Source organism: Streptomyces sp. NPDC059443 (genome assembly GCF_042750105.1).
In the GTDB taxonomy this organism is placed as follows: domain Bacteria; phylum Actinomycetota; class Actinomycetes; order Streptomycetales; family Streptomycetaceae; genus Streptomyces.
The window spans coordinates 38,094-60,025 of record NZ_JBHYVM010000035.1; the positions used below are offsets into that span (position 1 = coordinate 38,094).

21 protein-coding genes are annotated in these 21,932 nt (G+C 71.2%); 11 read left to right on the top strand and 10 right to left on the bottom strand.

What is annotated here, in order from left to right; all coding sequences use genetic code 11:
• The first annotated feature begins 8 nt into the window (after nt 1-8).
• From nuoL to nuoN, 3 genes are read left to right on the top strand one after another with little or no spacing between them, the layout of a single operon-like run.
• Nucleotides 9-1,904: an NADH-quinone oxidoreductase subunit L gene (gene nuoL / locus ACFXDJ_RS28425; protein WP_384650425.1), complete on the top strand. Its 1,896-nt coding sequence runs from the start codon at nt 9-11 to the stop codon at nt 1,902-1,904.
• Between the two features lies 1 nt (nt 1,905).
• Complete coding sequence (locus tag ACFXDJ_RS28430) at nt 1,906-3,522, top strand: NADH-quinone oxidoreductase subunit M (protein ID WP_384650427.1); 1,617 nt, start codon at nt 1,906-1,908, stop codon at nt 3,520-3,522.
• A 5-nt stretch (nt 3,523-3,527) separates the two neighbouring features.
• Nucleotides 3,528-5,177 (top strand): NADH-quinone oxidoreductase subunit NuoN, encoded by a 1,650-nt coding sequence (gene nuoN / locus ACFXDJ_RS28435; RefSeq protein ID WP_384650465.1) that lies wholly within the window; start codon nt 3,528-3,530, stop codon nt 5,175-5,177.
• A gap of 70 nt (nt 5,178-5,247) precedes the next feature.
• On the opposite strand, the gene ACFXDJ_RS28440 is transcribed toward nuoN, so the two are convergent.
• Both ACFXDJ_RS28440 and fahA read right to left on the bottom strand, forming a co-directional pair.
• A complete protein-coding gene (locus tag ACFXDJ_RS28440) occupies nt 5,248-5,868 on the bottom strand; it encodes a hypothetical protein (protein ID WP_384650429.1) in 621 nt (206 codons plus the stop codon).
• Nucleotides 5,869-6,016: 148 nt separating this feature from the next.
• A complete protein-coding gene (gene fahA / locus ACFXDJ_RS28445; protein ID WP_384650431.1) occupies nt 6,017-7,243 on the bottom strand; it encodes a fumarylacetoacetase in 1,227 nt (408 codons plus the stop codon).
• A 139-nt stretch (nt 7,244-7,382) separates the two neighbouring features.
• On the opposite strand from fahA, the gene ACFXDJ_RS28450 reads away from it, so the two are divergent.
• Nucleotides 7,383-8,189: an HAD-IIB family hydrolase gene (locus ACFXDJ_RS28450; RefSeq protein WP_384650433.1), complete on the top strand. Its 807-nt coding sequence runs from the start codon at nt 7,383-7,385 to the stop codon at nt 8,187-8,189.
• Between the two features lie 130 nt (nt 8,190-8,319).
• Nucleotides 8,320-9,915, top strand: coding sequence for a hypothetical protein (locus ACFXDJ_RS28455; protein ID WP_384650435.1), 1,596 nt, complete (start codon nt 8,320-8,322; stop codon nt 9,913-9,915).
• Here ACFXDJ_RS28455 and ACFXDJ_RS28460 read toward each other — a convergent pair.
• Entirely contained in the window at nt 9,899-10,237 is a 339-nt protein-coding gene (locus tag ACFXDJ_RS28460) for a hypothetical protein (RefSeq protein ID WP_384650437.1), read from the bottom strand. The genes ACFXDJ_RS28455 and ACFXDJ_RS28460 overlap by 17 nt on opposite strands.
• On the bottom strand, nt 10,234-10,473 hold the full coding sequence (locus tag ACFXDJ_RS28465) for a hypothetical protein (RefSeq protein WP_384650439.1): 240 nt from the start codon (nt 10,471-10,473) through the stop codon (nt 10,234-10,236). Before ACFXDJ_RS28465 ends, ACFXDJ_RS28460 begins: the two co-directional genes overlap by 4 nt.
• A 106-nt stretch (nt 10,474-10,579) precedes the next feature.
• Between ACFXDJ_RS28465 and ACFXDJ_RS28470 the strand changes: the two genes are divergently transcribed.
• Nucleotides 10,580-11,416 (top strand): helix-turn-helix domain-containing protein, encoded by an 837-nt coding sequence (locus ACFXDJ_RS28470; RefSeq protein ID WP_384650441.1) that lies wholly within the window; start codon nt 10,580-10,582, stop codon nt 11,414-11,416.
• Nucleotides 11,413-11,610, top strand: coding sequence for a DUF397 domain-containing protein (locus tag ACFXDJ_RS28475; protein WP_384650443.1), 198 nt, complete (start codon nt 11,413-11,415; stop codon nt 11,608-11,610). The genes ACFXDJ_RS28470 and ACFXDJ_RS28475 overlap by 4 nt, the downstream gene beginning before the upstream one ends.
• A gap of 37 nt (nt 11,611-11,647) precedes the next feature.
• On the opposite strand, the gene ACFXDJ_RS28480 is transcribed toward ACFXDJ_RS28475, so the two are convergent.
• The 3 genes from ACFXDJ_RS28480 to ACFXDJ_RS28490 form a co-directional block, all read right to left on the bottom strand.
• The gene (locus tag ACFXDJ_RS28480) at nt 11,648-12,076 is read right to left on the bottom strand and encodes a hypothetical protein (RefSeq protein WP_384650445.1); all 429 of its coding nucleotides are present in this window, start codon (nt 12,074-12,076) and stop codon (nt 11,648-11,650) included.
• 13 nt (nt 12,077-12,089) lie between these two features.
• On the bottom strand, nt 12,090-14,096 hold the full coding sequence (locus ACFXDJ_RS28485; RefSeq protein ID WP_384650447.1) for a CocE/NonD family hydrolase: 2,007 nt from the start codon (nt 14,094-14,096) through the stop codon (nt 12,090-12,092).
• Nucleotides 14,097-14,172: 76 nt separating this feature from the next.
• Nucleotides 14,173-15,690 carry a peptide MFS transporter gene (locus tag ACFXDJ_RS28490; protein WP_384650449.1) on the bottom strand — a complete coding sequence of 506 codons (1,518 nt, stop codon included), beginning with the start codon at nt 15,688-15,690 and terminating at the stop codon, nt 14,173-14,175.
• 201 nt (nt 15,691-15,891) lie between these two features.
• On the opposite strand from ACFXDJ_RS28490, the gene ACFXDJ_RS28495 reads away from it, so the two are divergent.
• The 4 genes from ACFXDJ_RS28495 to ACFXDJ_RS28510 all read left to right on the top strand — a co-directional run bounded on the left by ACFXDJ_RS28495 (nt 15,892) and on the right by ACFXDJ_RS28510 (nt 19,192).
• Entirely contained in the window at nt 15,892-16,902 is a 1,011-nt protein-coding gene (locus ACFXDJ_RS28495) for a polyprenyl synthetase family protein (RefSeq protein ID WP_384650451.1), read from the top strand.
• Between the two features lie 276 nt (nt 16,903-17,178).
• Nucleotides 17,179-18,468 (top strand): outer membrane lipoprotein carrier protein LolA, encoded by a 1,290-nt coding sequence (locus ACFXDJ_RS28500; protein ID WP_384650453.1) that lies wholly within the window; start codon nt 17,179-17,181, stop codon nt 18,466-18,468.
• Nucleotides 18,469-18,575: 107 nt separating this feature from the next.
• Entirely contained in the window at nt 18,576-18,779 is a 204-nt protein-coding gene (locus ACFXDJ_RS28505; protein WP_384650455.1) for a ribbon-helix-helix domain-containing protein, read from the top strand.
• The gene (locus ACFXDJ_RS28510) at nt 18,776-19,192 is read left to right on the top strand and encodes a hypothetical protein (protein WP_330298028.1); all 417 of its coding nucleotides are present in this window, start codon (nt 18,776-18,778) and stop codon (nt 19,190-19,192) included. Before ACFXDJ_RS28505 ends, ACFXDJ_RS28510 begins: the two co-directional genes overlap by 4 nt.
• Here the strand turns inward: ACFXDJ_RS28510 and ACFXDJ_RS28515 are convergent.
• The 3 genes from ACFXDJ_RS28515 to ACFXDJ_RS28525 form a co-directional block, all read right to left on the bottom strand.
• Nucleotides 19,166-19,567: a hypothetical protein gene (locus ACFXDJ_RS28515; protein WP_384650457.1), complete on the bottom strand. Its 402-nt coding sequence runs from the start codon at nt 19,565-19,567 to the stop codon at nt 19,166-19,168. The two genes, ACFXDJ_RS28510 and ACFXDJ_RS28515, sit on opposite strands and share 27 nt — an antisense overlap.
• A gap of 249 nt (nt 19,568-19,816) precedes the next feature.
• A complete protein-coding gene (gene rarD, locus ACFXDJ_RS28520) occupies nt 19,817-20,764 on the bottom strand; it encodes an EamA family transporter RarD (protein ID WP_384650459.1) in 948 nt (315 codons plus the stop codon).
• Nucleotides 20,765-20,873: 109 nt separating this feature from the next.
• Entirely contained in the window at nt 20,874-21,734 is an 861-nt protein-coding gene (locus tag ACFXDJ_RS28525) for an SDR family oxidoreductase (protein WP_384650461.1), read from the bottom strand.
• Nucleotides 21,735-21,932: the final 198 nt, after the last annotated feature.

Consider the following 21,932-nt stretch of genomic DNA (forward strand, 5'->3'; position numbering starts at 1 on the left):
GGGTCGCTGTGGAGAACATGATCGCGCTGCTGGTAGCAGCGCCCCTGCTCGGAGCGGCGGTGCTGCTCTGCGGCGGAAGCCGCCTCGACAAGGCCGGCCACTGGCTCGGCACCCTGCTCGCCGCCGTCTCCTTCGGCATCGGCCTCGCCCTCTTCGCCGACATGCTCGGCCGCGGGGCCGAGGACCGGGCCATCCACCAGCGGCTGTTCAGCTGGATCCCGGTCGAAGGCTTCCAGGCCGACCTCGGCTTCCAGCTCGACCAGCTGTCGATGACCTTCGTCCTGCTGATCTCCGGGGTGGGCACGCTCATCCACGTGTACTCGATCGGGTACATGGAGCACGACGAGCGCCGCCGCCGCTTCTTCGGCTACCTCAACCTCTTCGTCGCCGCGATGCTGCTCCTCGTCATCGCCGACAACTACCTCCTGCTGTACGTCGGCTGGGAGGGCGTGGGCCTCGCCTCGTACCTCCTCATCGGCTTCTGGCAGCACAAGCCCAGCGCGGCCACCGCCGCGAAGAAGGCCTTCCTGGTCAACCGGGTCGGCGACATGGGCCTTTCGATCGCCATCATGCTGATGTTCACCACCTTCGGAACCTTCGCCTTCGGGCCGGTGCTCGGCTCGGTGTCCGGGGCGGGGGAGGGCAAGCTCACGGCGATCGCGCTGATGCTGCTGCTCGCCGCCTGCGGCAAGTCGGCGCAGGTGCCGCTCCAGTCCTGGCTCGGCGACGCGATGGAGGGCCCGACCCCGGTCTCGGCCCTGATCCACGCGGCGACCATGGTGACGGCGGGCGTGTACCTCATCGTCCGCTCGGGCGCCATCTTCAACGCCGCTCCGGACGCCCAGCTCGCGGTCACCGTGGTCGGCGCCGTCACGCTCCTCTTCGGTGCGATCGTCGGTTGCGCGAAGGACGACATCAAGAAGGCCCTGGCCGGCTCCACGATGTCGCAGATCGGCTACATGATCCTGGCCGCGGGCCTGGGCCCCATCGGCTACGTCTTCGCGATCATGCACCTGGTGACGCACGGGTTCTTCAAGGCCGGTCTCTTCCTCGGCGCGGGTTCCGTCATGCACGGGATGAACGACGAGGTGGACATGCGCAAGTACGGCGGGCTGCGGAAGTACATGCCCGTCACCTTCGTCACCTTCGGCCTCGGCTACCTCGCCATCATCGGTTTCCCGGGCCTGTCGGGGTTCTTCTCCAAGGACAAGATCATCGAGGCGGCCTTCGCGAAGGGCGGCACCGAGGGCTGGATCCTGGGAGGCGTGGCCCTGCTGGGCGCCGCGATCACCGCGTTCTACATGACCCGCGTGATGCTGCTGACGTTCTTCGGCGAGCAGCGCTGGCAGCCTGATGCGGAAGGCCACCAGCCGCACCCGCACGAGTCCCCGAAGACCATGACCCTTCCGATGATCGTCCTGGCCTTCGGCTCGGTGTTCGCCGGAGCCTTCTTCGGCATCGGCGACCGGTTCCTCAAGTGGCTGGAGCCCGTCACCGGGCACGAGCACGGGAACCCGCCGGTCAGCGCCCTGACGGTGACCGCGTCCACGATGGTGGTCCTCGTGATCGGCGTCGGCATCGCCTGGGCGATGTACGGCAAGAAGCCCGTCCCGGTCATCGCCCCGCGCGGCTCGCTCCTCACCCGGGCGGCCCGACGGGACCTGTACCAGGACGACTTCAACCACGTGGTCCTGGTGCGCGGCGGGGAGCACCTGACCCGCTCCCTCGTCTACGTGGACCACAGCCTGGTCGACGGAGTGGTCAACGGGACGGCCGCCGGTGTCGGCGGGCTGTCGGGCCGGCTGCGCAAGCTGCAGAACGGCTACGCCCGCAGCTACGCGGTCTCGATGTTCGGGGGCACGGCGGTCCTGATCGCCGCGACCCTGCTGATGAGGGCGGTGTGAGATGAGTTTCCCGCTTCTGACGGTGACGGCCGCGGTACCCGCGGTCGGTGCGGTCCTGACGGCGGCCGTCCCGGCCGCCCGCCGGACCGCCGCCAAATGGCTCGCCCTGTTCTTCTCACTGGCGACCCTGGCCCTGGCCGTGCTCGTCGCGGTCCGCTTCGATCCCGGTGGCGCCCGCTACCAGCTCACCGAATCCCACTCCTGGATCCCCGACTTCGGGGTCCGCTACGAGCTGGGCGTCGACGGCATCGGGGTGGCGCTCATCGCGCTCACCGCGCTGCTGATGCCCTTCGTCATCGGGGCCGGCTGGCACGACGCCGACCCCCTGGAGACGGAAGCAGCCAAAAGCAGCTTCGCTGCGGGCTCCCGCTGGCGGCCGACGCAGGGGTTCTTCGCCCTGATCCTGCTGGTCGAGGCGATGGTGGTGATCTCCTTCGAGGCCACCGACGTCTTCCTCTTCTACATCTTCTTCGAAGCCATGCTCATCCCGATGTACTTCCTCATCGGCGGCTTCGGCGACCGGGCACACTCCGGGTCCGATGAGAACGCGGCCGCGCAGCGCTCGTACGCGGCGGTCAAGTTCCTCCTCTACAACCTGGTCGGCGGCCTGATCATGCTGGCCGCCGTCATCGGGCTGTACGTGGTCGCCGGGAACTTCTCGCTCCAGGAGATCACCGCCGCCCGCGCCGCGGGCACGCTCGACATGGCGACCAACACCGAGCGGCTCCTCTTCCTCGGCTTCTTCTTCGCCTTCGCGGTGAAGGCCCCGCTGTGGCCGCTGCACACCTGGCTGCCGAACGCGATGGGTGAGGCCACCGCCCCGGTCGCCGTCCTGATCACTGCGGTCGTCGACAAGGTCGGCACCTTCGCGATGCTCCGCTTCTGCCTCGGGCTCTTCCCCGAGGCCAGCAAGTGGGCCACGCCGGTGATCCTCGTACTGGCCCTGATCAGCATCGTCTACGGGGCGCTGGTCGCGGTCGGGCAGCGGGACATCAAGCGGCTGGTCGCCTACGCCTCGATCTCGCACTTCGGGTTCATCATCCTGGGCATCTTCGCGATGACCTCCCAGGGCCAGTCGGGCGCGACCCTGTACATGGTCAACCACGGGCTCTCGACGGCGGCGCTCATGCTGGTCGCCGGCTTCCTGATCTCTCGGCGCGGCTCGCGGCTCATCGCCGACTTCGGCGGGGTGCAGAAGGTGGCCCCGGTCCTGGCCGGCACCTTCCTGATCGGCGGGCTCGCCACCCTGTCGCTGCCGGGGCTCGCCCCGTTCATCAGTGAATTCCTGGTCCTGGTCGGCACGTTCGCCCGGTACCCGGTCGTCGGCATCATCGCCACCTTCGGCATCGTGCTGGCCGCGCTGTACACGCTGGTCCTCTACCAGCGCACCATGACCGGCCCGCTGAAGGAGGAGGTCCGCACCATGCCGGACCTCCGGCTGCGGGAGGTCCTGGTGGTGGCCCCGCTGATCGCGCTGCTGATCGGACTGGGCGTCTACCCCAAGGTCCTCACCGACATCGTCAACCCGGCGGTGAAGCACACCATGTCGGACGTGAAGCAGACGGACCCGAAGCCGCAGGTCGCGGTCGAGGCCAAGAATGGGGAGGCGGCGAAGTGAGCACCATGACTGCTGCCCAGAGCAAGCTGGCGACATTGGCGGCCGCGGCGCCGATCGACAAGATCCCGGCCCCGCACATCGAGTACGCCCAGCTCTCGCCCACGCTCATCGTGCTGGGCGCGGCGATCGTCGGAGTCCTCGTAGAGGCCTTCGTGCCGCGCAAGTCCCGTTACTACGTCCAGGTGTTCCTCGCCGTCGCCGCGCTGGCCTCCGCCTTCGCCGCGATCGTCGCTCTCGCCGCGGGCGGGTACGGCAGCACCAAGGCGCACATCGCGGCCATGGGTGCCGTGGCCGTGGACGGACCGGCGCTCTTCCTCCAGGGCACCATCGTCCTGGCCTCGATCGTCGCGGTCTTCACCTTCGCCGAGCGGCGCCTGGACCCGGCCGCCCACGGCAACCGGGTCGACTCCTTCGCCGCGCAGGCGGCGTCGGTACCGGGCAGCGAGAGCGAGAAGGAAGCCGTCAAGGCGGGCTTCACCACCACCGAGGTCTTCCCGCTCGTCCTGTTCGCGATCTCCGGGATGCTGATCTTCCCGGCGGCCAACGACCTGCTGACGCTGTTCGTGGCCCTGGAGGTCTTCTCCCTCCCGCTGTACCTGCTCTGCGCCGTCGCCCGCCGCCAGCGGCTGATGTCGCAGGAGGCCGCGGTCAAGTACTTCCTGCTCGGGGCGTTCTCCTCGGCCTTCCTCCTCTTCGGCATCGCGCTCCTCTACGGGTACGCGGGCTCCGTCTCCTACGCGGCGATCGCCGACGTGGTCGACGGCACCGTGGCCAATGTGGACCCGGCCCTCGCCGGGACCATGGGCAACGACGCGCTGCTGCTGATCGGCGGCGCGCTGATCCTGATGGGCCTGCTCTTCAAGGTCGGCGCGGTCCCCTTCCACATGTGGACCCCGGACGTCTACCAGGGCGCCCCGACCCCGGTCACCGGCTTCATGGCGGCGGCGACGAAGGTGGCCGCCTTCGGCGCCCTCCTGCGCCTCCTCTACGTGGTCCTCCCGGGCCTGCGGTGGGACTGGCGGCCGGTGATGTGGGGCGTCGCGATCGTCACGATGCTGGCGGGCGCGGTCATCGCCGTGACCCAGACCGACGTCAAGCGGCTCCTCGCCTACTCCTCGATCGCGCACGCGGGCTTCATCCTGGCCGGTGTGATCGCGACCTCGGCGGAGGGCATCAAGTCCGTCCTCTTCTACCTGGCCGCGTACTCCTTCGTGACGATCGGCGCCTTCGCCGTGGTCACCCTGGTCCGCGACGCGGGCGGCGAGGCCACGCACCTGTCCAAGTGGGCCGGGCTCGGCCGCCGTTCGCCGCTGACGGCGGCGGTCTTCGCGGTGTTCCTGCTGGCCTTCGCGGGCATCCCGCTGACCTCCGGCTTCGCCGGGAAGTTCGCCGTGTTCAAGGCGGCGGCGGAGGGCGGCGCGGGAGCGCTGGTCGTGGTCGGTGTGATCTCGTCCGCGATCGCCGCGTTCTTCTACATCCGGGTGATCGTCCTGATGTTCTTCAGCGAGCCGAAGGCGGACGGTCCCACGGTGGCCGTGCCCTCTCCGCTGACCATGACGACGATCGCGGTGGGCGTGGCGGTGACGCTGGTCCTGGGCCTGGCACCCCAGTACTTCCTGGACCTGGCGGGGCAGGCGAGCACCTTCGTCCGCTGACCGGCTGACGAGTACGGCCCAGGGCCCGGTTCCCCTCCGCAGGGGGGGCCGGGCCCCGTCGCGTGCGGGCTCAGTGCGAGTGGGCCGGGTGGGTGGGGGCGGCGGAGGTCTTCGGGCAGGTCAGGGCGGGGTTCCAGTTGTGGAAGCGGCCCGCCGGGTTCTCCGCGTAGGCCCACATGTGGAGGTCGTAGTGCTTGGGCATGCCCGTCCAGTGGCCGGGCATCGGGCCGTCGAAGGGGAGGCCGAACATGCTCGGCCGGTCGTCCGTGGTCTTCAGGTCCTGGTCCCGGTCGGCGTACATCCACTCCACCGTCTGGAGCTTGCGGCGGCCCTTGTGGTCCTTGGCGGTGCTGTAGAGGAGCGCGGTCGGCTTCGCGGGGTCCAGCAGACCCCAGTTGGACTCCTTGACGTAGTGGTAGCCCATGGAACCCACCCCGAAGGGGTTGGTCATGCACTCCATGCCGTGCGGGACGTACCCGTCCTTGATCGCCTCCCGCTCGTCCACGTACTTGGCGGTCACCGCCATCGCCGTGGCCATGTCGCGCATCGCCTGCGCATTGTGCGGATCGGGCGCCGGACCGTCCACGGCCTGGGCCGCGGGGACGGCGGCCAGGGCGAGGGAGGCGGCGGCCGCGCAGGTCAGGGCGGTCCTCAAGTAGCGGTGACGGTGACGGTGACGGGCGGCCGGCATGGGGACTCCTCGCGGTGGGGGTGCGGGCGGGGCCACGGGGCTACGGCCCTCCCGGGTTCCGTCAGCCCACCCTGTCCGCCCGCACCGTCCACCGCACCCGGGCGGAGCCCAATGGGGGAGTCCCCCTGCCGGTCCCCGCCCGGACGGCCTAGCGGTGGCTGCCCACGATGCGGCCGGTGACCTCGCCGAGGCCCACGCGGGCGCCGTCGGAGCCCGGGGCCCAGGCGGTGAGGGTGACGGTGTCGCCGTCCTCCAGGAACGTGCGCTTGCCGTCGGCGAGTTCGATGGCGTCGCGGCCGTTCCAAGTGAGCTCCAGCAGGGAGCCGCGCTGGTCGGTCTCCGGACCGCTGACGGTGCCCGATCCGTAGACGTCGCCGGTGCGCAGGGAAGCGCCGTTGACGGTCATGTGGGCCAGCTGCTGGGCGGCGGTCCAGTACATCGACGCGAACGGCGGGCGCGCCACCTCCTGCCCGTTGATGGACACGGTGATGCGCAGGTCGAAGCCGCCGGGGCGGTCCGCGCCGGAGTCGTCGAGATAGGGCAGGAGCGGGAAGTCGCGGGCCGGCGGGGCGACCCGGGCCGCGTCCAGGGCCTCCAGCGGGGTGACCCAGGCGGAGACGGAGGTGGCGAAGGACTTGCCGAGGAAGGGGCCGAGCGGCACGTACTCCCAGGCCTGGATGTCGCGCGCGGACCAGTCGTTGAGCAGGAAGAGGCCGAAGACGTGGTCCTCGAACTCGCCCAGCGGCACCGAGCGGCCCATCTCGGAGGGCGCGCCGACGACGAAGCCGACCTCGGCCTCGATGTCGAGCTTGACGGAGGGCCCGAAGACGGGTGCCGGGTCGGCGGGCGCCTTGCGCTGCCCGGAGGGGCGCACGACATCCGTCCCGGACACGACGATCGTTCCCGACCGGCCGTGGTAACCGATGGGCAGGTGCTTCCAGTTGGGGGTCAGCGCGTCCCCGTCCGGGCGGAAGATCCGCCCGACGTTCGTCGCGTGGTGCTCGCTCGCGTAGAAGTCGACGTAGTCGGCGACCTCGTACGGCAGGTGGAGGGTGACCTCGTCCAGCGGCAGCAGGTGCGGTTCCACGGAGGGCCGGTGGCCGGGGTCGGTGACCCAGGCGGTCAGCGCGCGGCGCACGTCGTGCCAGGCGGTGCGGCCGGCCGCGAGCAGCGGGTTGAGCGAGGGCTGCCCGAGCAGCCCGGCGTACGGGGATCCGAGCGCGGCCGCGGCCGCCCCCGCGTCGAGCACGTGCCCGCCGATGCGGACCCCGATCCGGCGCCGCGCCTCACCGGCGGTGGAGTACACGCCGTAGGGGAGGTTGTGCGGCCCGAAGGGGTCGCCCTCGGGAACATCGAGGGGGCTTGGCTGGGGCATGGGGTTCTGCCTCGCTTTCGACGCGGTCCGGGGGTGTCCCGGGGGCTGGTTGACAGGTTAAGGGGATGGTGGGGCGTGTGGGAGGGCGGATTCGCGCAATTTGTAAGACTTGTCCGCCGAGGTCCGTATCCTTGAACGCGTGACTTCCGCCCTCCCCTATGCACTTGTGGCCACCGACCTGGACGGGACTCTGCTGCGCGCCGGAGACACCGTCTCGGCCCGCAGCCACGCCGCACTCGCCACCGCCCGCGCGGCCGGCGCCCGGCACATCATCGTGACAGGCCGCCCCGTGCCGCAGGTCCGCCACGTCCTGGACGGCCTCGGCTACACGGGGCTCGCGGTGTGCGGACAGGGCGCACAGGTCTACGACGCGGCGGCCGGACGGCTGCTGCACTCCGTGGCCATGGACCGGGAGCTGGCCGAGGTCGCCCTCGGGAAGATCGAGGCGGAGGTCGGGGAGGTCTACGCGGCCGTCAACCAGGAGGGCCTCGACGCGGAGATGCTGATAGGGCCGGGCTACCGGATGTGGCACCCGCACCTGCCGACGGTCCGGGTGGGCTCGCGGGCCGGGCTGTGGGCCGCCCCGATCAACAAGGTGCTGCTCCAGCACCCGCGGCTGTCCGACGACGAGCTGACGGCCGTGGCCCGCGGGGTGGTCGGGGACCTGGTCAACGTCACCATGGCCGGGGAGCACACGGTGGAGCTCCAGCCGCCGGGAATCGACAAGGCGAGCGGGCTGGCGGTGGCGGCGCGGATCCTGGGCGTCGCCGGGTCCGAGACGATCGCCTTCGGCGACATGCCGAACGACGTCCCGATGTTCGCGTGGTCGGCGTACGGGGTCGCGATGGCCGACGCCCACCGCGAGCTGGTGGCCGTCGCCGACGAGGTCACCCTCTCGAACGAGGACGACGGGGTCGCGGTGGTCCTGGAACGGCTCTTCGGCTGACGGCCCGGCCGTGGCCTGAATGGACCTGGCACGCCGAGGACCGGTCGTTGCACCATGTTGATCCGCGGTATGGGGCGACGGGGGCTGGCCTTTGGTGGCGTGCGGGGGAATCGTTCTCTGGTGCCTCGGGATGATCGTCTTCAGCATGGTGGGCGAGTCGGCCGCGGAACTGTACTTCTGGCTCTCCCTGCTCGGCGGTGGTGCGCTGTTCTGGACGAAGAAGGTGGAGCCCGAGCGCCTGGCGCAGGAGCAGGCGCGGGAGGCCGAACGCCGGCGGCAGGAGTACGAGGCGAAGCGCAAGAAGCAGGCGAGGGAGGCCGAACGCCAGCGGCGGGAGTACGAGGCGGAGCGCGAGAAGCAGGCGCGGGCCGACACCGAGGCGCTCCGCTGGCGGCGGGAGAGTCAGGGGAGGCAGAGCGGAACCACCGCGTTCCGGCCCGCCCCGGCCACCGTCGAACCGTCGGATTCCGGTATGGCGCCCCTCGGCCTCGTCGGGATCCCGCTTCCCTCCCGGCCCGATCTGGTGCTGCCCGACCCCGAGCAGGTCCGCCGGCTCTGTGCCGAGGTGGTGGCCGGCCTCGTCCGGTCCGTCGCGAAGGAAGCTGACGCCCACGCCGCCCGGCTGCGTCCCCTGGCCGCGAGCGGCCTGCCCGCCGGGCGCTACCGGGCCAGGACCGACGGCCGGGGCTGGGGCCGGGTCCAGCAAGGCCGGCGGCTGACAGCGGAGGCGGACCGCGCGGTCCGGCTGGCCGTCGCCTGGGCGGACGCCCGCAGCGAACTGCTGGCCGACCTGCACGAGCAGGCCGCGGCCGAGGTGCGCGCCCTGCGCGAGCACGGCGGCAAGCTCCAGAAATGGTGCGACACCCCCGACCGCGCCTACGACGCGCCCGGCACCCCGGTACGGCCGGACGGGGAGTTGGAGACCTTCCTGCGGCGCCTGACCGAGGACCTGGCCGCCGCGGCTCGCAGGTTACGGGCCCTCCCGCCCTACGAGGCGCCGCTGCGGCTGTCTCCCCCGGGGGTGGCCCGGGTCAGAGCGGACACGGTCGCGGAAGCGGTCGAGGACAGGATCTCCGAGTACGTCGAACGACATGCCCGCCGTCTCGTGCAGGCGCGGCCCGGCAGCTTCTCGATGGACGCCCGGGACTGGGGCGAGGGTGCCGACCTGCTGAAGGACTTCCTCACGGTCGACATCCGCCAGCGGTTCGACCGGACGACCGAGGGGTTCCGGGCGGTGAGCCGATGGGACGACACCTCGGCCGCTCCGCACATCCGCTCCCGGATGCACCGGATATTCGTGTCGCTTTCCTTGAACTACATGGTGGAGGTACTGAAATCCATGCCCGAGTATGCCGATCACTCCGGTGAGAACGTCCCGAAGAGCAACATCACCATTCAGGCCGGTGTCGTGCAGATCGCGAACACGTTGAACAACATCGGCTCGAACGTCGCCGCTGTGATGCAGCGCGGCGACACCCAGTCCGCGGAAGCGATCAACGCCCTGAGCGCGGCGGTCCAGGCCGATCCGGACCTCGACCCCCAGGGTCGCGCCGAGCAGTTGGAGAACGTCGCCGAAGTCGCCGAGGCCATGGCCGACCCGGATGCGGGAGGCAATCGACGCCGCGGCCGCAACGCCCTGGCCGCCCTCACGGCCGCGGTCAGCGCGTCCTCACAGGTCACCCAGGCGATCGGACAGTGGCAGCACGTCTTCAGCTCGCTGAACTAGCCGCCCAGGCGTGCCCTCCGGGGTGGGACGCGTAGTGCCCGCAGCCCTCGCCCGCGTGCTGGGCCGGGCAGTCCCGTACGGGGACCACCGTGTCCGGGGCCGCCCCGCCCCAGCGGGCCCACAGCGCCGCCCCCGGCGGGCCCTCGTGGAGCACGTCCCAGTGCGGTCCGGGGTGCGGCTCCAGCGCGCACCGCAGCTCCGGGCCCGCCCCGATCGCCGCCCGCAGGGCGCCGGGGTGCGCCGGGGACAGCCGGGCCAGCGCGTCCAGGTGTACGCCGGACAGCGCGCCGGCCGCCCCGCACACCTGGCCTGCGCCGCTCACAGCAGCCCCTCCGCGCTCCGGGCGTTGCGCCGGGCGGTCTCCGCGCGGAGCCGTTCCATGGGATCGGCGGGCCGCACGTCGCGCGGCTCCGCCTCCCACTCCGGTCCGCCGCGCACGGGCCGCAGCGCCCAGTACGGGCCGGCGAGGCCCCGGAACTCCCCGACGCGGTCGTCGCGGGCGGTGTCCACCATGAGGGTTCCGGGGGCGGGGGGAGGGGGAATGGGCATTCCACACATGGCCGTGCCTCTCCGTAGTGGATGCACTACTCAGTGGGTTCAGCGTGGCGCGGCCGTGGGGACAGTTCAACTTGCCAGTACGGAACGGAAAGTTGGTCATGAGCCGGTGAATCGCAAGGAGTTGAATCCCGAGGCGGGTCCCGAAGCGGCGTTCGGAGCGCGTCTGCGCAGCTCACGGGAGGAGCGGGGGTGGAAACAGGACGAACTGGGCGAACGGATGGGCTACTCCAGCACGCACATCTCGGCGGTGGAAACCGGGCGCAAGATTTCGACTCTGCGCTTCTCGCGCAGTGCGGATGCCGTCTTCGGCACGGCGGGAACGGAAGACACGTTCGAACGCCAGTGGCGCGAGATCCGGCACGGGGTCCTGCTGGAGGGCTTCCCCGAGTTCCTCGGCTACGAGAGCCGGGCGGTGGAGATCCGGCTCTACGAGGTCGGCGTCATACCGGGACTGCTCCAGACGCCGCAGTATGCGACGGTGCTCGCCGAGAGCGCGGTCAAGCGCGGGGCCAGCACCCCGGACCAGGCGGCCGAGCGCATCGCGATCGTCGCGGACCGGCAGGAGGTGCTGCTGCGGACCCCGCCGCCGCTGGTCCTCGCGGTGCTCGACGAGAGCTGCATCCGGCGGCCGCTGGGCGGACCCGAGGTCATGCGGGAGCAGTTCACGAGGCTGCTCGAATTCGCGGAACGGCCGAACACGGTGCTCCAGGTCGCACCGTTCGAGATGGGGGAGCGGAGGCCGTTCAACCTGCCGGTCACTGTGCTGACGTTGCAGGATCGCTCGATCATGTCCTACGCGGAATCCGCCCAACGGGGCCATCTGGAGCGGGAGAACAACTCCGTGGTGCCCATGCTGACGGCCTACCATCAGCTCCAGGCCGAGGCATGCACCCAGGCGGCATCCGTGGCCATGATCGATCAGCTACGAAAGGGCACCTCGTGACGACCGAATCCCCCCGCTGGTTCACGTCCTCCTACAGCGACAACGGCGGTCAGTGCGTCGAGGTCGCCACCAACCTCGTCGCTTCGCGCGGTGTCGTCCCCGTCCGGGATTCGAAGCTCTCTGAAAGCCCGGTCGTCGGTTTCACCGCCGCCGCGTTCTCCGCCTTCGTGGACCGCGTCAAAGCCGGAGGCTGACGGCCCGGTCGGGCCCCGGGCGGGTTGCCCGGGGTCCCTACCCGGTCGCGGTGGCGGCCCGCTCCAGGACGCTGCTCAGCAGCGTCATCGCCGCCGGATCGCACCCGATCAGGATCCGGGTGTCCCCGTCGCGGCACTCCGCCACCCGCCAGAAGTCGCGCATCAGCGGGGAGTCCGTCCGCTCCCTTCGGCGGATCCCGGTGAGCTCCAGCCGGTCCGCCGGGAGCCGGCTGCGCTTGAGGCCGGGGACCTCCGTCGGCGTCATGTGCAGGGCCGGCTCCCCGCCGGAAGCCCAGAGGAACACCATGGCCTCCGGGCGGCAGTAGGGGCGGTCGCCCAGGACGCACGCCTCGAAGCACACTTCCTCGCCCGCCGCGAACTTCCGGGCCCGCTTTCGGGACCGGCGCTGCTCGTCGGCCGACGTCGCCAGGGCTCCTCCGAAGAGGCCGATCAGGAAATCCAGCATCCGAAGAGCGTAGCTAGACCGCCGCGCGGGGGATCCGTCGTTCCCACGTGCGGTGGAAGAGGACCTCGTCGCCCTCGCGGCAGACGACCTCGTTCGAGGTCACGAAGCCGCCCTCGTCGCACGAGATCTCCGAGCGGGTGATCACCGAGACGTCCCAGCCCAGTTCCGGCCGGTGCAGCCGCACGGTCCAGTCCGAGTGGGTGCGGGCCGACAGCGGATCGGCCTCCTGGATCTCGTAGATCTCCCGCGCGTCCTCGCTGAACTCCAGCCCGTCCGGATACACCCGCGTGCCCCCGTACCGGGGGTCGACCTCCAGCCGCCAGACGCCCCGCGCGACGTCCCGTACGACGAGCCGCTCCGGCCTCGGCGCGTCCAGGGTCGCGGGGTAGGACACCCCCAGCGGCTCCGACTGCTCCGGGGCCTCGAAGAGGATCGGTTCGCCGTCCGACGAGGGGTCGCGGACCGGGAGTTCCACCGCGCTGCCCGCCGGGTCCAGGATCCAGCCCCGCTCGGAGCCGGCCCGGGGCCAGATCCACGGCCAGTAGGCCGAGGACAGGGCCAGGCGGATGCGGTGTCCCGGTGGGAAGGAGTGGCCGATGCCGTTCAGTTCGAAGTGGACGTCCTCGTACGAGCCCACCGGCCACGGGACCGCCTTCTCCCGGCCCTGACGCGCGGACAGGTTCAGCACGCCCCGCGTGACGAGCGTCGAGGAGCCGTCCGGAGCCACGTCGCAGAGGCGGGCGACGACCTGCCCGTACGGCACGTCCATCCGGATCCGCAGCCGCACCACCGGCCGGCCCAGGATCTCCACCGGGGCGGCGCCGTCCCCGACGGGGAACTCGAAGCAGGCCGACTTCGCGTCCTCCTCCCGCTGGTCCGGCGGCAGGTCGGCGTCGTTGCCGAAGGGGAAGAAGCGGCCCGCGTCCATGCCGGTGTGCTGCGGGGAGGCCACGACCACCGGCGCGCCCTGGAAGGCGTACGTCACCGGGTCCACGTTCGGCGAGGGCCAGGACGGGTCGCCGACCCACCGGCCGGGCAGGGTTTCGTAGGTGGTGGCGGGCGGGTGCGACTCGGAGATCCAGGAGCGGAGGAGGGGTTCGGCCATGACGCCCGTGTCCTTGTCCTTCAGCCAGTGGTCCCACCAGCGCAGGGTCTCCTGGAGGAAGCCGATGGCGGGCCCCGGCGGCAGTCCCCGGTCCGGGTACTGGTGCGACCAGGGGCCGATCAGCCCGCGCACCCGGTCGGCGGGCAGGGCCGAGACCAGCCGGAGCACGGTGTCGCGGTAGGGGTCGTGCCAGCCGCCGACGGCGAGGACGGCCGCGCCGATCGCCCCGTAGTCCTCGCACACCGACCCGTGGCGCCAGTACTCGTCGCGGGTCTGGTGGGTCAGCCAGGTGTGGATCAGGGGTTCGACCGCGCCGAGGCGCGAGAGCCACTGGTTGCGCCATCCGTCGCCCGCGTAGAGCGGGTCCGGCGGGCGGGCGGTGAAGGCGAGCATGGTCGCCGCCCACGCGTGCATGTCCACGGCCAGCAGCGAGCCGCCCATGTAGTGCACGTCGTTGTCGAAGCGGTCGTCCGTGGAGCAGACGGTGACCACCGCCTTGAGCGCCTGGGGGGCCAGCGCCGCGATCTGGAGGCTGTTGAAGCCGCCCCAGGAGATTCCGAACATCCCCACCGAGCCCGTGCACCAGGGCTGTGCGGCGAGCCACTCCACCACCGCGACCCCGTCGGCGAGTTCCCGGGCGTCGTACTCGTCGCCCGGGTCGCCGCCGCTGCATCCGTGGCCGCGCACGTCGACCCGTACGGAGGCGTAGCCGTGGCCCGCGTACCAGGGGTGGCGCTGCCAGTCGCGCGGCGCCGTCCAGTCGGTGAGGCGGTACGGGAGGTACTCCAGCAGGGCCGGTACGGGCTCTTCCGTGACCGGGCGCCAGATGCGGGCGTACAGCTCGGTGCCGTCCCGCATGGGGATCCGGACGTCCTCGTGGGTGGTCCCGTAGGGGAAATCGGTACGGATGATCATCGGGGATGTCTCGCCAATCGCCTCGGGGAGGTCAGTGGACGGCCGGTCAGTGGATCGCCGGTCGGGGGACGGCCGGTCAGTGGACGGGGTGCATCGTGCGCTTGAGCCACGGTGCGGCGGCGATCACGGCCAGGCCCACGGCCACGGCGATGGCTCCGTTGACGCCGAAGTAGACGGGGTTGGAGACCTGCCCGTAGACCTTGACCACCTGCGCCTGGATGCCGTTGGCCAGGGCCAGCGAGAGGAACCACAGCGCCATGGTCTGGCTGGCGAAGGCCTTCGGGGCGAGCTTCGTGGTGGCCGACATGCCCGAGGTCTCCAGCAGGACGTCGCCGAGGCCGAGCAGCAGGTAGGAGCCGATGATCCACCAGGCGGCCATCTTGTACGTGTCCCCGCCGTGCCCCGCCGTCGGGACGACCATCAACAGGAACGAGAGGCCGCCCAGGATCACGCCGATGGCGATCTTGTTGGAGGAGTGCGGCTGGCGCGGGCCCATCCTGACCCACAGCGCGGCCACCACGGGGGCGAGGAGCACCTCGAACGCGCCGAGCGCGGAGGCGTACCAGCCCGCCGGGAAGGTGAACCCGAGGATCTCGGTGCGGGCGTTCGTCGAGGCGAGCAGCATCATCGTCGAGTACGCCTGGAAGAGGATGAAGTTGAAGGCGACCGAGGCCAGGAAGAGCACCACGTACGGGCGCAGTCGCCCCCGCTCCTCGGAGGTCACCCGGTCGCTGCGGAACATGACCGCGAAGTAGACGACCGGCGCGATCACCGAGATCAGGGTGAGCAGGTCGACGAAGCGGCCCATCGTCAACCAGCCCAGTACCGCCAGAAGAGTGGCGAGCGCGGCGAAGACCAGGATCCCGCCGACGATCCTCCACACGGCGGAGCGCATCGCGTCGGGTGCCAGCGCGAACTCTGCCGAGTGCTTGCGCCCGGCGAGGTGGCGGCGGCCGGCGACGTACTGGATCAGGCCCGCGGTCATGCCGAGGGCGGCGGCCGAGAACCCCCAGTGCCAGCCCTTGTGGTCGCCGAGCCAGGCGGTGATCAGCGGGCCCGCGAAGGCGCCGATGTTGATCCCCATGTAGTAGAGGGCGAAGCCGGCGTCGCGCCGCTGGTCGTCCGTCGTGTAGAGCTTGCCGACCATGCTGGCCACGTTCGGCTTGAGCAGGCCGGTGCCGGCGCTGATCAGGCCGAGGCCCACCCAGGTCATAGCGGGGGTCGGCACGGCCATGGCGTAGTGGCCGCAGGCGATCAGGATGCCGCCCCACAGCACGGCGCGGTAGGAACCGAGGATCCGGTCGGCGAGCCACCCGCCGGCGACGGAGACGAGGTAGACCATGGTCCCGTAGGCCGCCGAGACGGAGGCCGCGGTGCCGGGGTTCATCCCCAGGCCGCCGTTGGCCACCGCGTCCGCGAAGTAGAGGACGAGGATGGCCTGCATGCCCAGGAAGGAGAACCGCTCCCAGACCTCCAGTCCGGACAGCGTGGCCAGGCCCCGGGGGTGTCCGAGGAAGGCGTGGTCGTCGCTGGGCGGCGGCTGGTCCGCTTCCGGGTCCGGAAGCTCGTCTATTTCGGTCGCAATTCTGGACAAAGCGTATTCTCCGGTTGTTTCGGCTCCTCAAGAACATACCGGGGTGGATCGGGCGATGCGCGTGTAGTGGCCGCGCCGTGGCCGGACAGGCGCCCTGGGTGATCGAAAACAGACCGGATACGCTGGCTTGAGTGATGGCAGCGACACATCGACAATCCATGTGATCGTCAACGTGATCGTCAGCAGACAGGAGTACCCCTCGTGACCGTCGTCGGGCCGTTCGGACTGAGCGTGCGGGACCAGGCTCTTGAGACCGATGTCCAGGCCGGACTGGCCGCCGTCGAGGCGGGTCTGCTGGAGGCCACCAAGAGCGAAGTCCCCTTCATCACCGAGGCCGCACAGCACCTCGTGCGCGCCGGAGGCAAGCGGTTCAGGCCGCTCCTGGTGATGCTCGCCTCCCGATTCGGCGATCCCTACGCGCCTGGAATCGTCCCCTCCGCCGTCGTCGTGGAGCTCACCCACCTCGCGACGCTCTACCACGACGACGTGATGGACGAGGCGGACGTACGCCGCGGCGTGGACAGCGCCAACGCCCGCTGGGGCAACTCCGTGGCCGTCCTGACGGGTGATTTCCTCTTCGCCCGCGCCTCGCACATCCTGGCGGACCTCGGGCCCGAGGCCGTACGGGTCCAGGCCGAGGCCTTCGAGCGGCTGGTGACGGGCCAGATCCTGGAGACGGCCGGTCCGCGCGACGGCCGCGACCCCGTCGACCACTACCTGGACGTCATGGCCGGCAAGACCAGTTCGCTGGTCGCCGTCTCCTGCCGCTTCGGCGCGCTGATGTCCGGCGCCGACGACATGGCCGTCGACATCCTCACCCAGTACGGGGAGCGGCTCGGCCTCGCCTTCCAGCTGGCCGACGACGTCCTCGACATCGCCTCCGACTCGCACGAGTCCGGCAAGACCCCGGGCACCGACCTGCGCGAGGGCATCCCGACGCTGCCCGTGCTGCGGCTGCGCGAGATGGCCGCCCGCGACGGGAACCCGGACGACCTGGACCTCGTACGGCTCCTGGACGGCGATCTGACGGACGACGCCCTGCATGCCGAGGCACTGGCACGGCTACGGGTCCACCCGGCCCTGGAGCAGGCGCGCAGGGACACCATCCGCTACGCCGAGGACGCGCGGGCCACGCTGGCCCCGCTGCCGGACTGCTTCGCGAAGTCGGCCCTGGTGGAGCTGTGCGACGCCGTGGTGCACCGCGCGGGCTGACGCGGGACGGCTTTGGCCGAACGGCACGGCACGGCTTTGGCCGAAAGACACGGGCGAGGGCCCGGCATCCCCTACGGGTAGGGGATGCCGGGCCCTCGTCGTGTCATCCCATGGGTGTACGCGGAGTTGGCTCCCGGGTCTGACGCTTTCCGCTTCCCGCTTTGGTCAGATAGAGGCACATCCCCACCAGATCGGGTGAGAGTGGCGGCGCGGGGTGGACGTGTACAGCAAGATGGGTAGGTCGCCGCCGTACACACAGAGGTAGGGCAGACAGACATGGCAACGAACGCAAAGACCCGCAAGGCCGCTCGGTACGCCGTACCGGTCGCGGTGTTCGGTGTGGTCGCCGGCACGATCGCGATGGTTCCGGCCTTCGCGAACTCCGGTGGTCCCGACCTTCCGAAGGTGACTGCCCAGCAGCTCATCGAGAAGATCGCCGCCTCGGACGTCCAGCAGCTGTCCGGCAGCGCCAAGATCAGCACCGACCTCGGACTGCCGTCCATGGCGTCCGGGCTGCTCAGCGGCATCGGCGGCGGCTCCGGAGTCACGGGGGGCTCCGCCGACCCGCAGGACAAGATCGCGCAGCTCGCGAACGGCACCCACACCTTCCGGGTGGCCGCCGACGGACCGGACCACCAGAAGCTCACCTTCGTCGACGGCAAGGACGAGTACACGCTCGTCCACAACGGCGGCGACGTCTGGGGGTACGACTCCAAGTCCAACGAGGCCTTCCACGAGAAGGCCCCGGCCGACGAGGCGGGCAAGGACGGCAAGGCCGGCAAGGACGGCGAGAAGTCCGAGCACAAGACCGGTGACCGGCTCAACGCGACCCCGCAGGAGGTCGCCCAGGAGATCCTCAAGGCCGCCGGCCCGACCACCGACATCGGCGTCGGCGACACGGCCCAGGTGGCCGGGCGCGACGCCTACCAGCTGGTCCTGAAGCCGAAGGCCTCCGGATCCACGGTCTCCTCGGTGAAGATCGCGGTGGACGCCAAGAACGGCGTGCCGCTGCGCGTGCAGGTGCTCTCCACCGACGGCGGCAAGCCGATCGTGGACGCCGGCTTCACCAAGGTGGACTTCGCCAAGCCCGCCGCCGACACCTTCGCCTTCACCCCGCCCAAGGGCGCCAAGGTGAACGAGGGCGGCCCCGGCGACCACGCCAAGGGCGAGGCCGGCAAGGGCGAGGGCAAGGACGGCAGGAACGGCAAGGACAACGGGCTGGGCGCCCTGGGCGCCATCCCCGGCCTGGACGGCCTGACCGGCGGAGCCGAGGGCGCCAAGGGCGACACGAAGGTGCTCGGCGAGGGCTGGACCTCGATCGCCCGGATCGACACCGGCGCGCCCAAGGCCCTGAACGAGCTGGAGAACAAGGCGAACGACAAGAACGCGCCGAAGGAGGCCAAGCAGTTCCTCGACGCCCTCGGGGACAAGGTCTCCGGGAAGTTCGGCACGGGCCGCATCTTCAAGACCCGCGTGGTCAACGCGCTGATCACGGACGACGGCAAGGTCTACGTCGGCGCGGTCACCAAGGACGCGCTGGTGAAGGCGGCCGACGCCAACAAGTAGGCGGCGTAGCGCCACAACTGCCGCAAGGGTGGGCGGGGACTGTGTCCCTGCCCACCCTTGTGCCGTTCCGGCCCTGTGTACAGCGGCCCCGCTGTACCGTGAAAAGCATGTCGAGACACGTCACCATCCGTCTGGAAGAAGAGTTCCACGAACGCCTGAAGGCGCGCGCGGCGGCCCTGGGTACGACGGTCACCGCGCTGATCACCGAAGTCACGGAACGCGAACTCGACGAAGACCGGAAGAACTTCCTCTCCGGCATAGAGGAGTTCGCCGACCACTGGGCCTACTTCCAGGAGCGGTTCGGGCATTGAAGATCACCATGGAGTGGGCCTGGACCGCTCTGGCCCACCATCTCCCGTCCGATCCCGCCGTGTGGGATCCCTCCGGAGTGGCCGCTGCCGTCGCCCGACACCAGAACGACCTCGTCCTGGTCCCCGAACAGCCCGCCCCGGACACCGCGTGGCGGGCCGCCGCGTTTCTGCACACCCTCGCGGTGTGCCCGGCGCTGGAATCGCCGATGAACGAGTTCTACGCGGCCGCCGCGACCCGCTCGTACCTGCGCGTCGCCGGAGCCAAGCAGCTGCCGTCACCGGAGGAGCTCGGCGATCTGGTGGAGGCCGCGAAGCTGGGGCGCGCCGATGTCGCGGCGGTCGCGGAGGAGCTGCGGGCCCGCATTCAGGAGCCCCTGTCGGCCTCGCTACGGGGCCTCGCGCAGGACTCGTAGGACCATCGGCGCCTCGTCCGGGTGGAGCCGCAGCTCGGTGGCCCCGTCCGCGGAGCGGAACGCGACGCTGATCTCGTCGGCGGAGACGGCCTCCAGGGGCGGGAACCGCACCGCTCCCACCGTCGCCGTACGTCCCCGCGCGCGCCAGCGGACCGGTCCGCCCGGCCCGCCGGGCGGCAGCTCCAGGTGGCCCTCGGACCACCGGCCGGCGGTGAGTGCGGCGTCCCGCAGGTCGCAGGGGACGCGGACGGCGCGCCCCTGCGCGTGGTCCGCCAGACGCCGGCGGCGCAGGCGCCCGCGCACCAGCGGTACGGGGCTGACCGCGGCGGCGGCCAGGGCGAGGAGGCCGAACAGGGCGGCGATGATCTCCGGCATGATCCGATCAGACCACACCGGAGCATCAGAGGACTAGACCAATTGGCGTGTGGCTGCCCGAGAACGACCGCGGCGCGCTGGAGGGATGGACGAGATGGACGAGACCGGCGCACCCCGGTCGCCCCGGCGGCCGCTGCCTCCGGGGAGGCCGTGGCCCTGGTGGCCCGCCTCGCGCCCGGCACCCTGCTCGCCGCGACGGGGCGGCCGTGGGACGGGCCGCCGACGACGGACTGAGGGCCGACGGGGTGGTTACGCGGGCTCGCGCGCCGGGGTCGCCGGCGGGACCGGGGCGGCTTCGAGGCGGATGGCGCGGGTGCGGTGCGCGGTGCGCAGGGCGTCCCAGGTGAGGATCGAGAGGGCGGCCCAGACCAGGGAGAAGCCGGCCCAGCGCGCGGGCGGCATGGCCTCGTGGAAGTACAGGACGCCCAGCCCGAACTGGAAGACCGGGGCCATGTACTGGAGCAGCCCCAGGGTGGACAGCGGGACCCGGATCGCGGCCGCGCCGAAGCAGACCAGCGGTATCGCGGTGACCAGCCCGGCCGAGGCGAGCAGGGCGGCGTGCCCCGGGCCCTGGGCGGTGAAGGTGGACTCGCCCCGCGCGCCGAGCCACAGCAGGTAGCCGAGGGCGGGCAGGAACATGATCACGGTCTCGGCGGTCAGCGACTCCAGGCCGCCCATGTCGAGCTTCTTCTTGATCAGCCCGTACAGGGCGAAGGAGAAGGCCAGGATCAGCGAGATCCACGGCGGCCGCCCGTAGCCGACGGCGAGGACCAGCACGGCGGTGACGGCGATCGAGACGGCCGCCCACTGCGCGCGGCGCAGCCGCTCGCCGAGGACCAGGACGCCCAGGGCGATGGTGACCAGGGGGTTGATGAAGTAGCCCAGGCTCGCCTCGACCACCGCGCCGTTGTTGACGGACCAGATGTAGACGCCCCAGTTCACGGTGACCAGGGCGGCGGCCACCGCGAGGAGAGCGAGCTTGCGAGGCTGGCGCAGCAGCTCGGCGATCCACCCCCAGCGCCGTAGGACGAGCAGGGCGAGCCCGACGAAGGCCAGCGACCACACCATGCGGTGGGCGAGGATCTCGATGGCTCCGGCGGGCTGTAGGAGCGGCCAGAACAGGGGCACGATGCCCCACATTCCGTATGCGCCGAATCCGTAGAGCAAACCCGCGCGCTGGTCGTTCTCTGCCTTCACGGGTCCTCCAGAGCCACTTCAAGCCAACCTCATGAAGGTAGCGCCGCAGTGGCGGGAAGTCATTACCGTCTCAACGAGATACTCATGACACCCGCCGCGGGCCCCGTCGTCACGCGGCGGCCAGTGCCTCCGTGATCGCCTCGGCCACCGGGGTGGTCGGCCGGCCGATGAGCCGGGCCAGGTCGCCGGTGGTGGAGCCCAGCCGGCCGCGCCGGATCGCCGCGTCCACGTCGACGAACACCGCGGCGAAGCCTTCGGGGAACCCGGCGCCGATCAGCACCTTCTGGTGCTCCTCGGCCGGCAGCTCGGTGTACGCGATCTCGCGCCCAGCCTGCGTCGACAGCTCGGCGGCGTACTCCGCCAGGGTCCACGCCGAGTCCCCGGAGAGCTCGTAGGCCCGGTTCAGGTGCCCCTCGCCGGTCAGCACCACGGCCGCGGCGGCCGCGTAGTCGGCGCGGGCCGCGGAGGCGACGCGGCCCTCGCCCGCGCTGCCCACCAGGGCGCCCTGCTCCAGGTGGGAGGCCAGGCTCCGGGTGTAGTTCTCGTGGTACCAGCCGTTGCGCAGGAAGGTGTACGGGAGCCCGGAGTCGAGGATCGCCCGCTCGGTGGCCCGGTGCTCCGCGGCCAGCTCGAAGTCGGCCTCGGGTCCGCCGAGGATCCCGGTGTAGGCGAGCTGCGCCACCCCCGCCTCGCCCGCGGCCTTGATCACGGCGGTGTGCTGCGCGGTCCGGCGGCCGATCTCGTTCCCGGAGATCAGCAGGACCCGGTCGCCGGCCCGGAAGGCTCCGGCCAGGCTCGCGGGGTCGTCGTAGTCGGCGATGCGCAGCTCGACTCCGAGTGCGGCGAGGTCGGCGGCCTTGGCGGCGTCGCGGACCACGACGGCGACCCGGTCGGCGGGCACGCGGGTCAGCAGGTCCGCGACGACGAGGCGGCCGAGGGCTCCGGTGGCTCCGGTGACGACGATGCTCATGGGGATCTCCTTGGTAGGGGCCTCGGGGCGCGGCCACTCATATGCACCACCTTACGGTAAGCGCTAACTTTTAGAAAGTCTGCGAGGGTGGGCCGGTTCCGGACGCGGGGGGGGGGGGGGGCCGGCGCGCGGGGCGGGGGGCGGGGGGGGGCGGGGGGCCGGCGGGCGGGCGCGCGCCGGCGCGGCGCGGCGGAGTGA

Bases quoted from the DNA above. Each gene is read 5' to 3' on its own strand.
- ACFXDJ_RS28525 (WP_384650461.1), bottom strand. From the start codon at position 21,734: ATGAGCATCGTCGTCACCGGAGCCACCGGAGCCCTCGGCCGCCTCGTC.
- nuoN (WP_384650465.1), top strand. From the start codon at position 3,528: ATGACTGCTGCCCAGAGCAAGCTGGCGACATTGGCGGCCGCGGCGCCG.
- ACFXDJ_RS28505 (WP_384650455.1), top strand. From the start codon at position 18,576: ATGTCGAGACACGTCACCATCCGTCTGGAAGAAGAGTTCCACGAACGC.
- ACFXDJ_RS28500 (WP_384650453.1), top strand. From the start codon at position 17,179: ATGGCAACGAACGCAAAGACCCGCAAGGCCGCTCGGTACGCCGTACCG.
- ACFXDJ_RS28465 (WP_384650439.1), bottom strand. From the start codon at position 10,473: ATGTGTGGAATGCCCATTCCCCCTCCCCCCGCCCCCGGAACCCTCATG.
- ACFXDJ_RS28440 (WP_384650429.1), bottom strand. From the start codon at position 5,868: ATGCCGGCCGCCCGTCACCGTCACCGTCACCGCTACTTGAGGACCGCC.
- ACFXDJ_RS28480 (WP_384650445.1), bottom strand. From the start codon at position 12,076: ATGCTGGATTTCCTGATCGGCCTCTTCGGAGGAGCCCTGGCGACGTCG.
- fahA (WP_384650431.1), bottom strand. From the start codon at position 7,243: ATGCCCCAGCCAAGCCCCCTCGATGTTCCCGAGGGCGACCCCTTCGGG.
- ACFXDJ_RS28430 (WP_384650427.1), top strand. From the start codon at position 1,906: ATGAGTTTCCCGCTTCTGACGGTGACGGCCGCGGTACCCGCGGTCGGT.
- ACFXDJ_RS28455 (WP_384650435.1), top strand. From the start codon at position 8,320: ATGATCGTCTTCAGCATGGTGGGCGAGTCGGCCGCGGAACTGTACTTC.
- ACFXDJ_RS28485 (WP_384650447.1), bottom strand. From the start codon at position 14,096: ATGATCATCCGTACCGATTTCCCCTACGGGACCACCCACGAGGACGTC.
- ACFXDJ_RS28515 (WP_384650457.1), bottom strand. From the start codon at position 19,567: ATGCCGGAGATCATCGCCGCCCTGTTCGGCCTCCTCGCCCTGGCCGCC.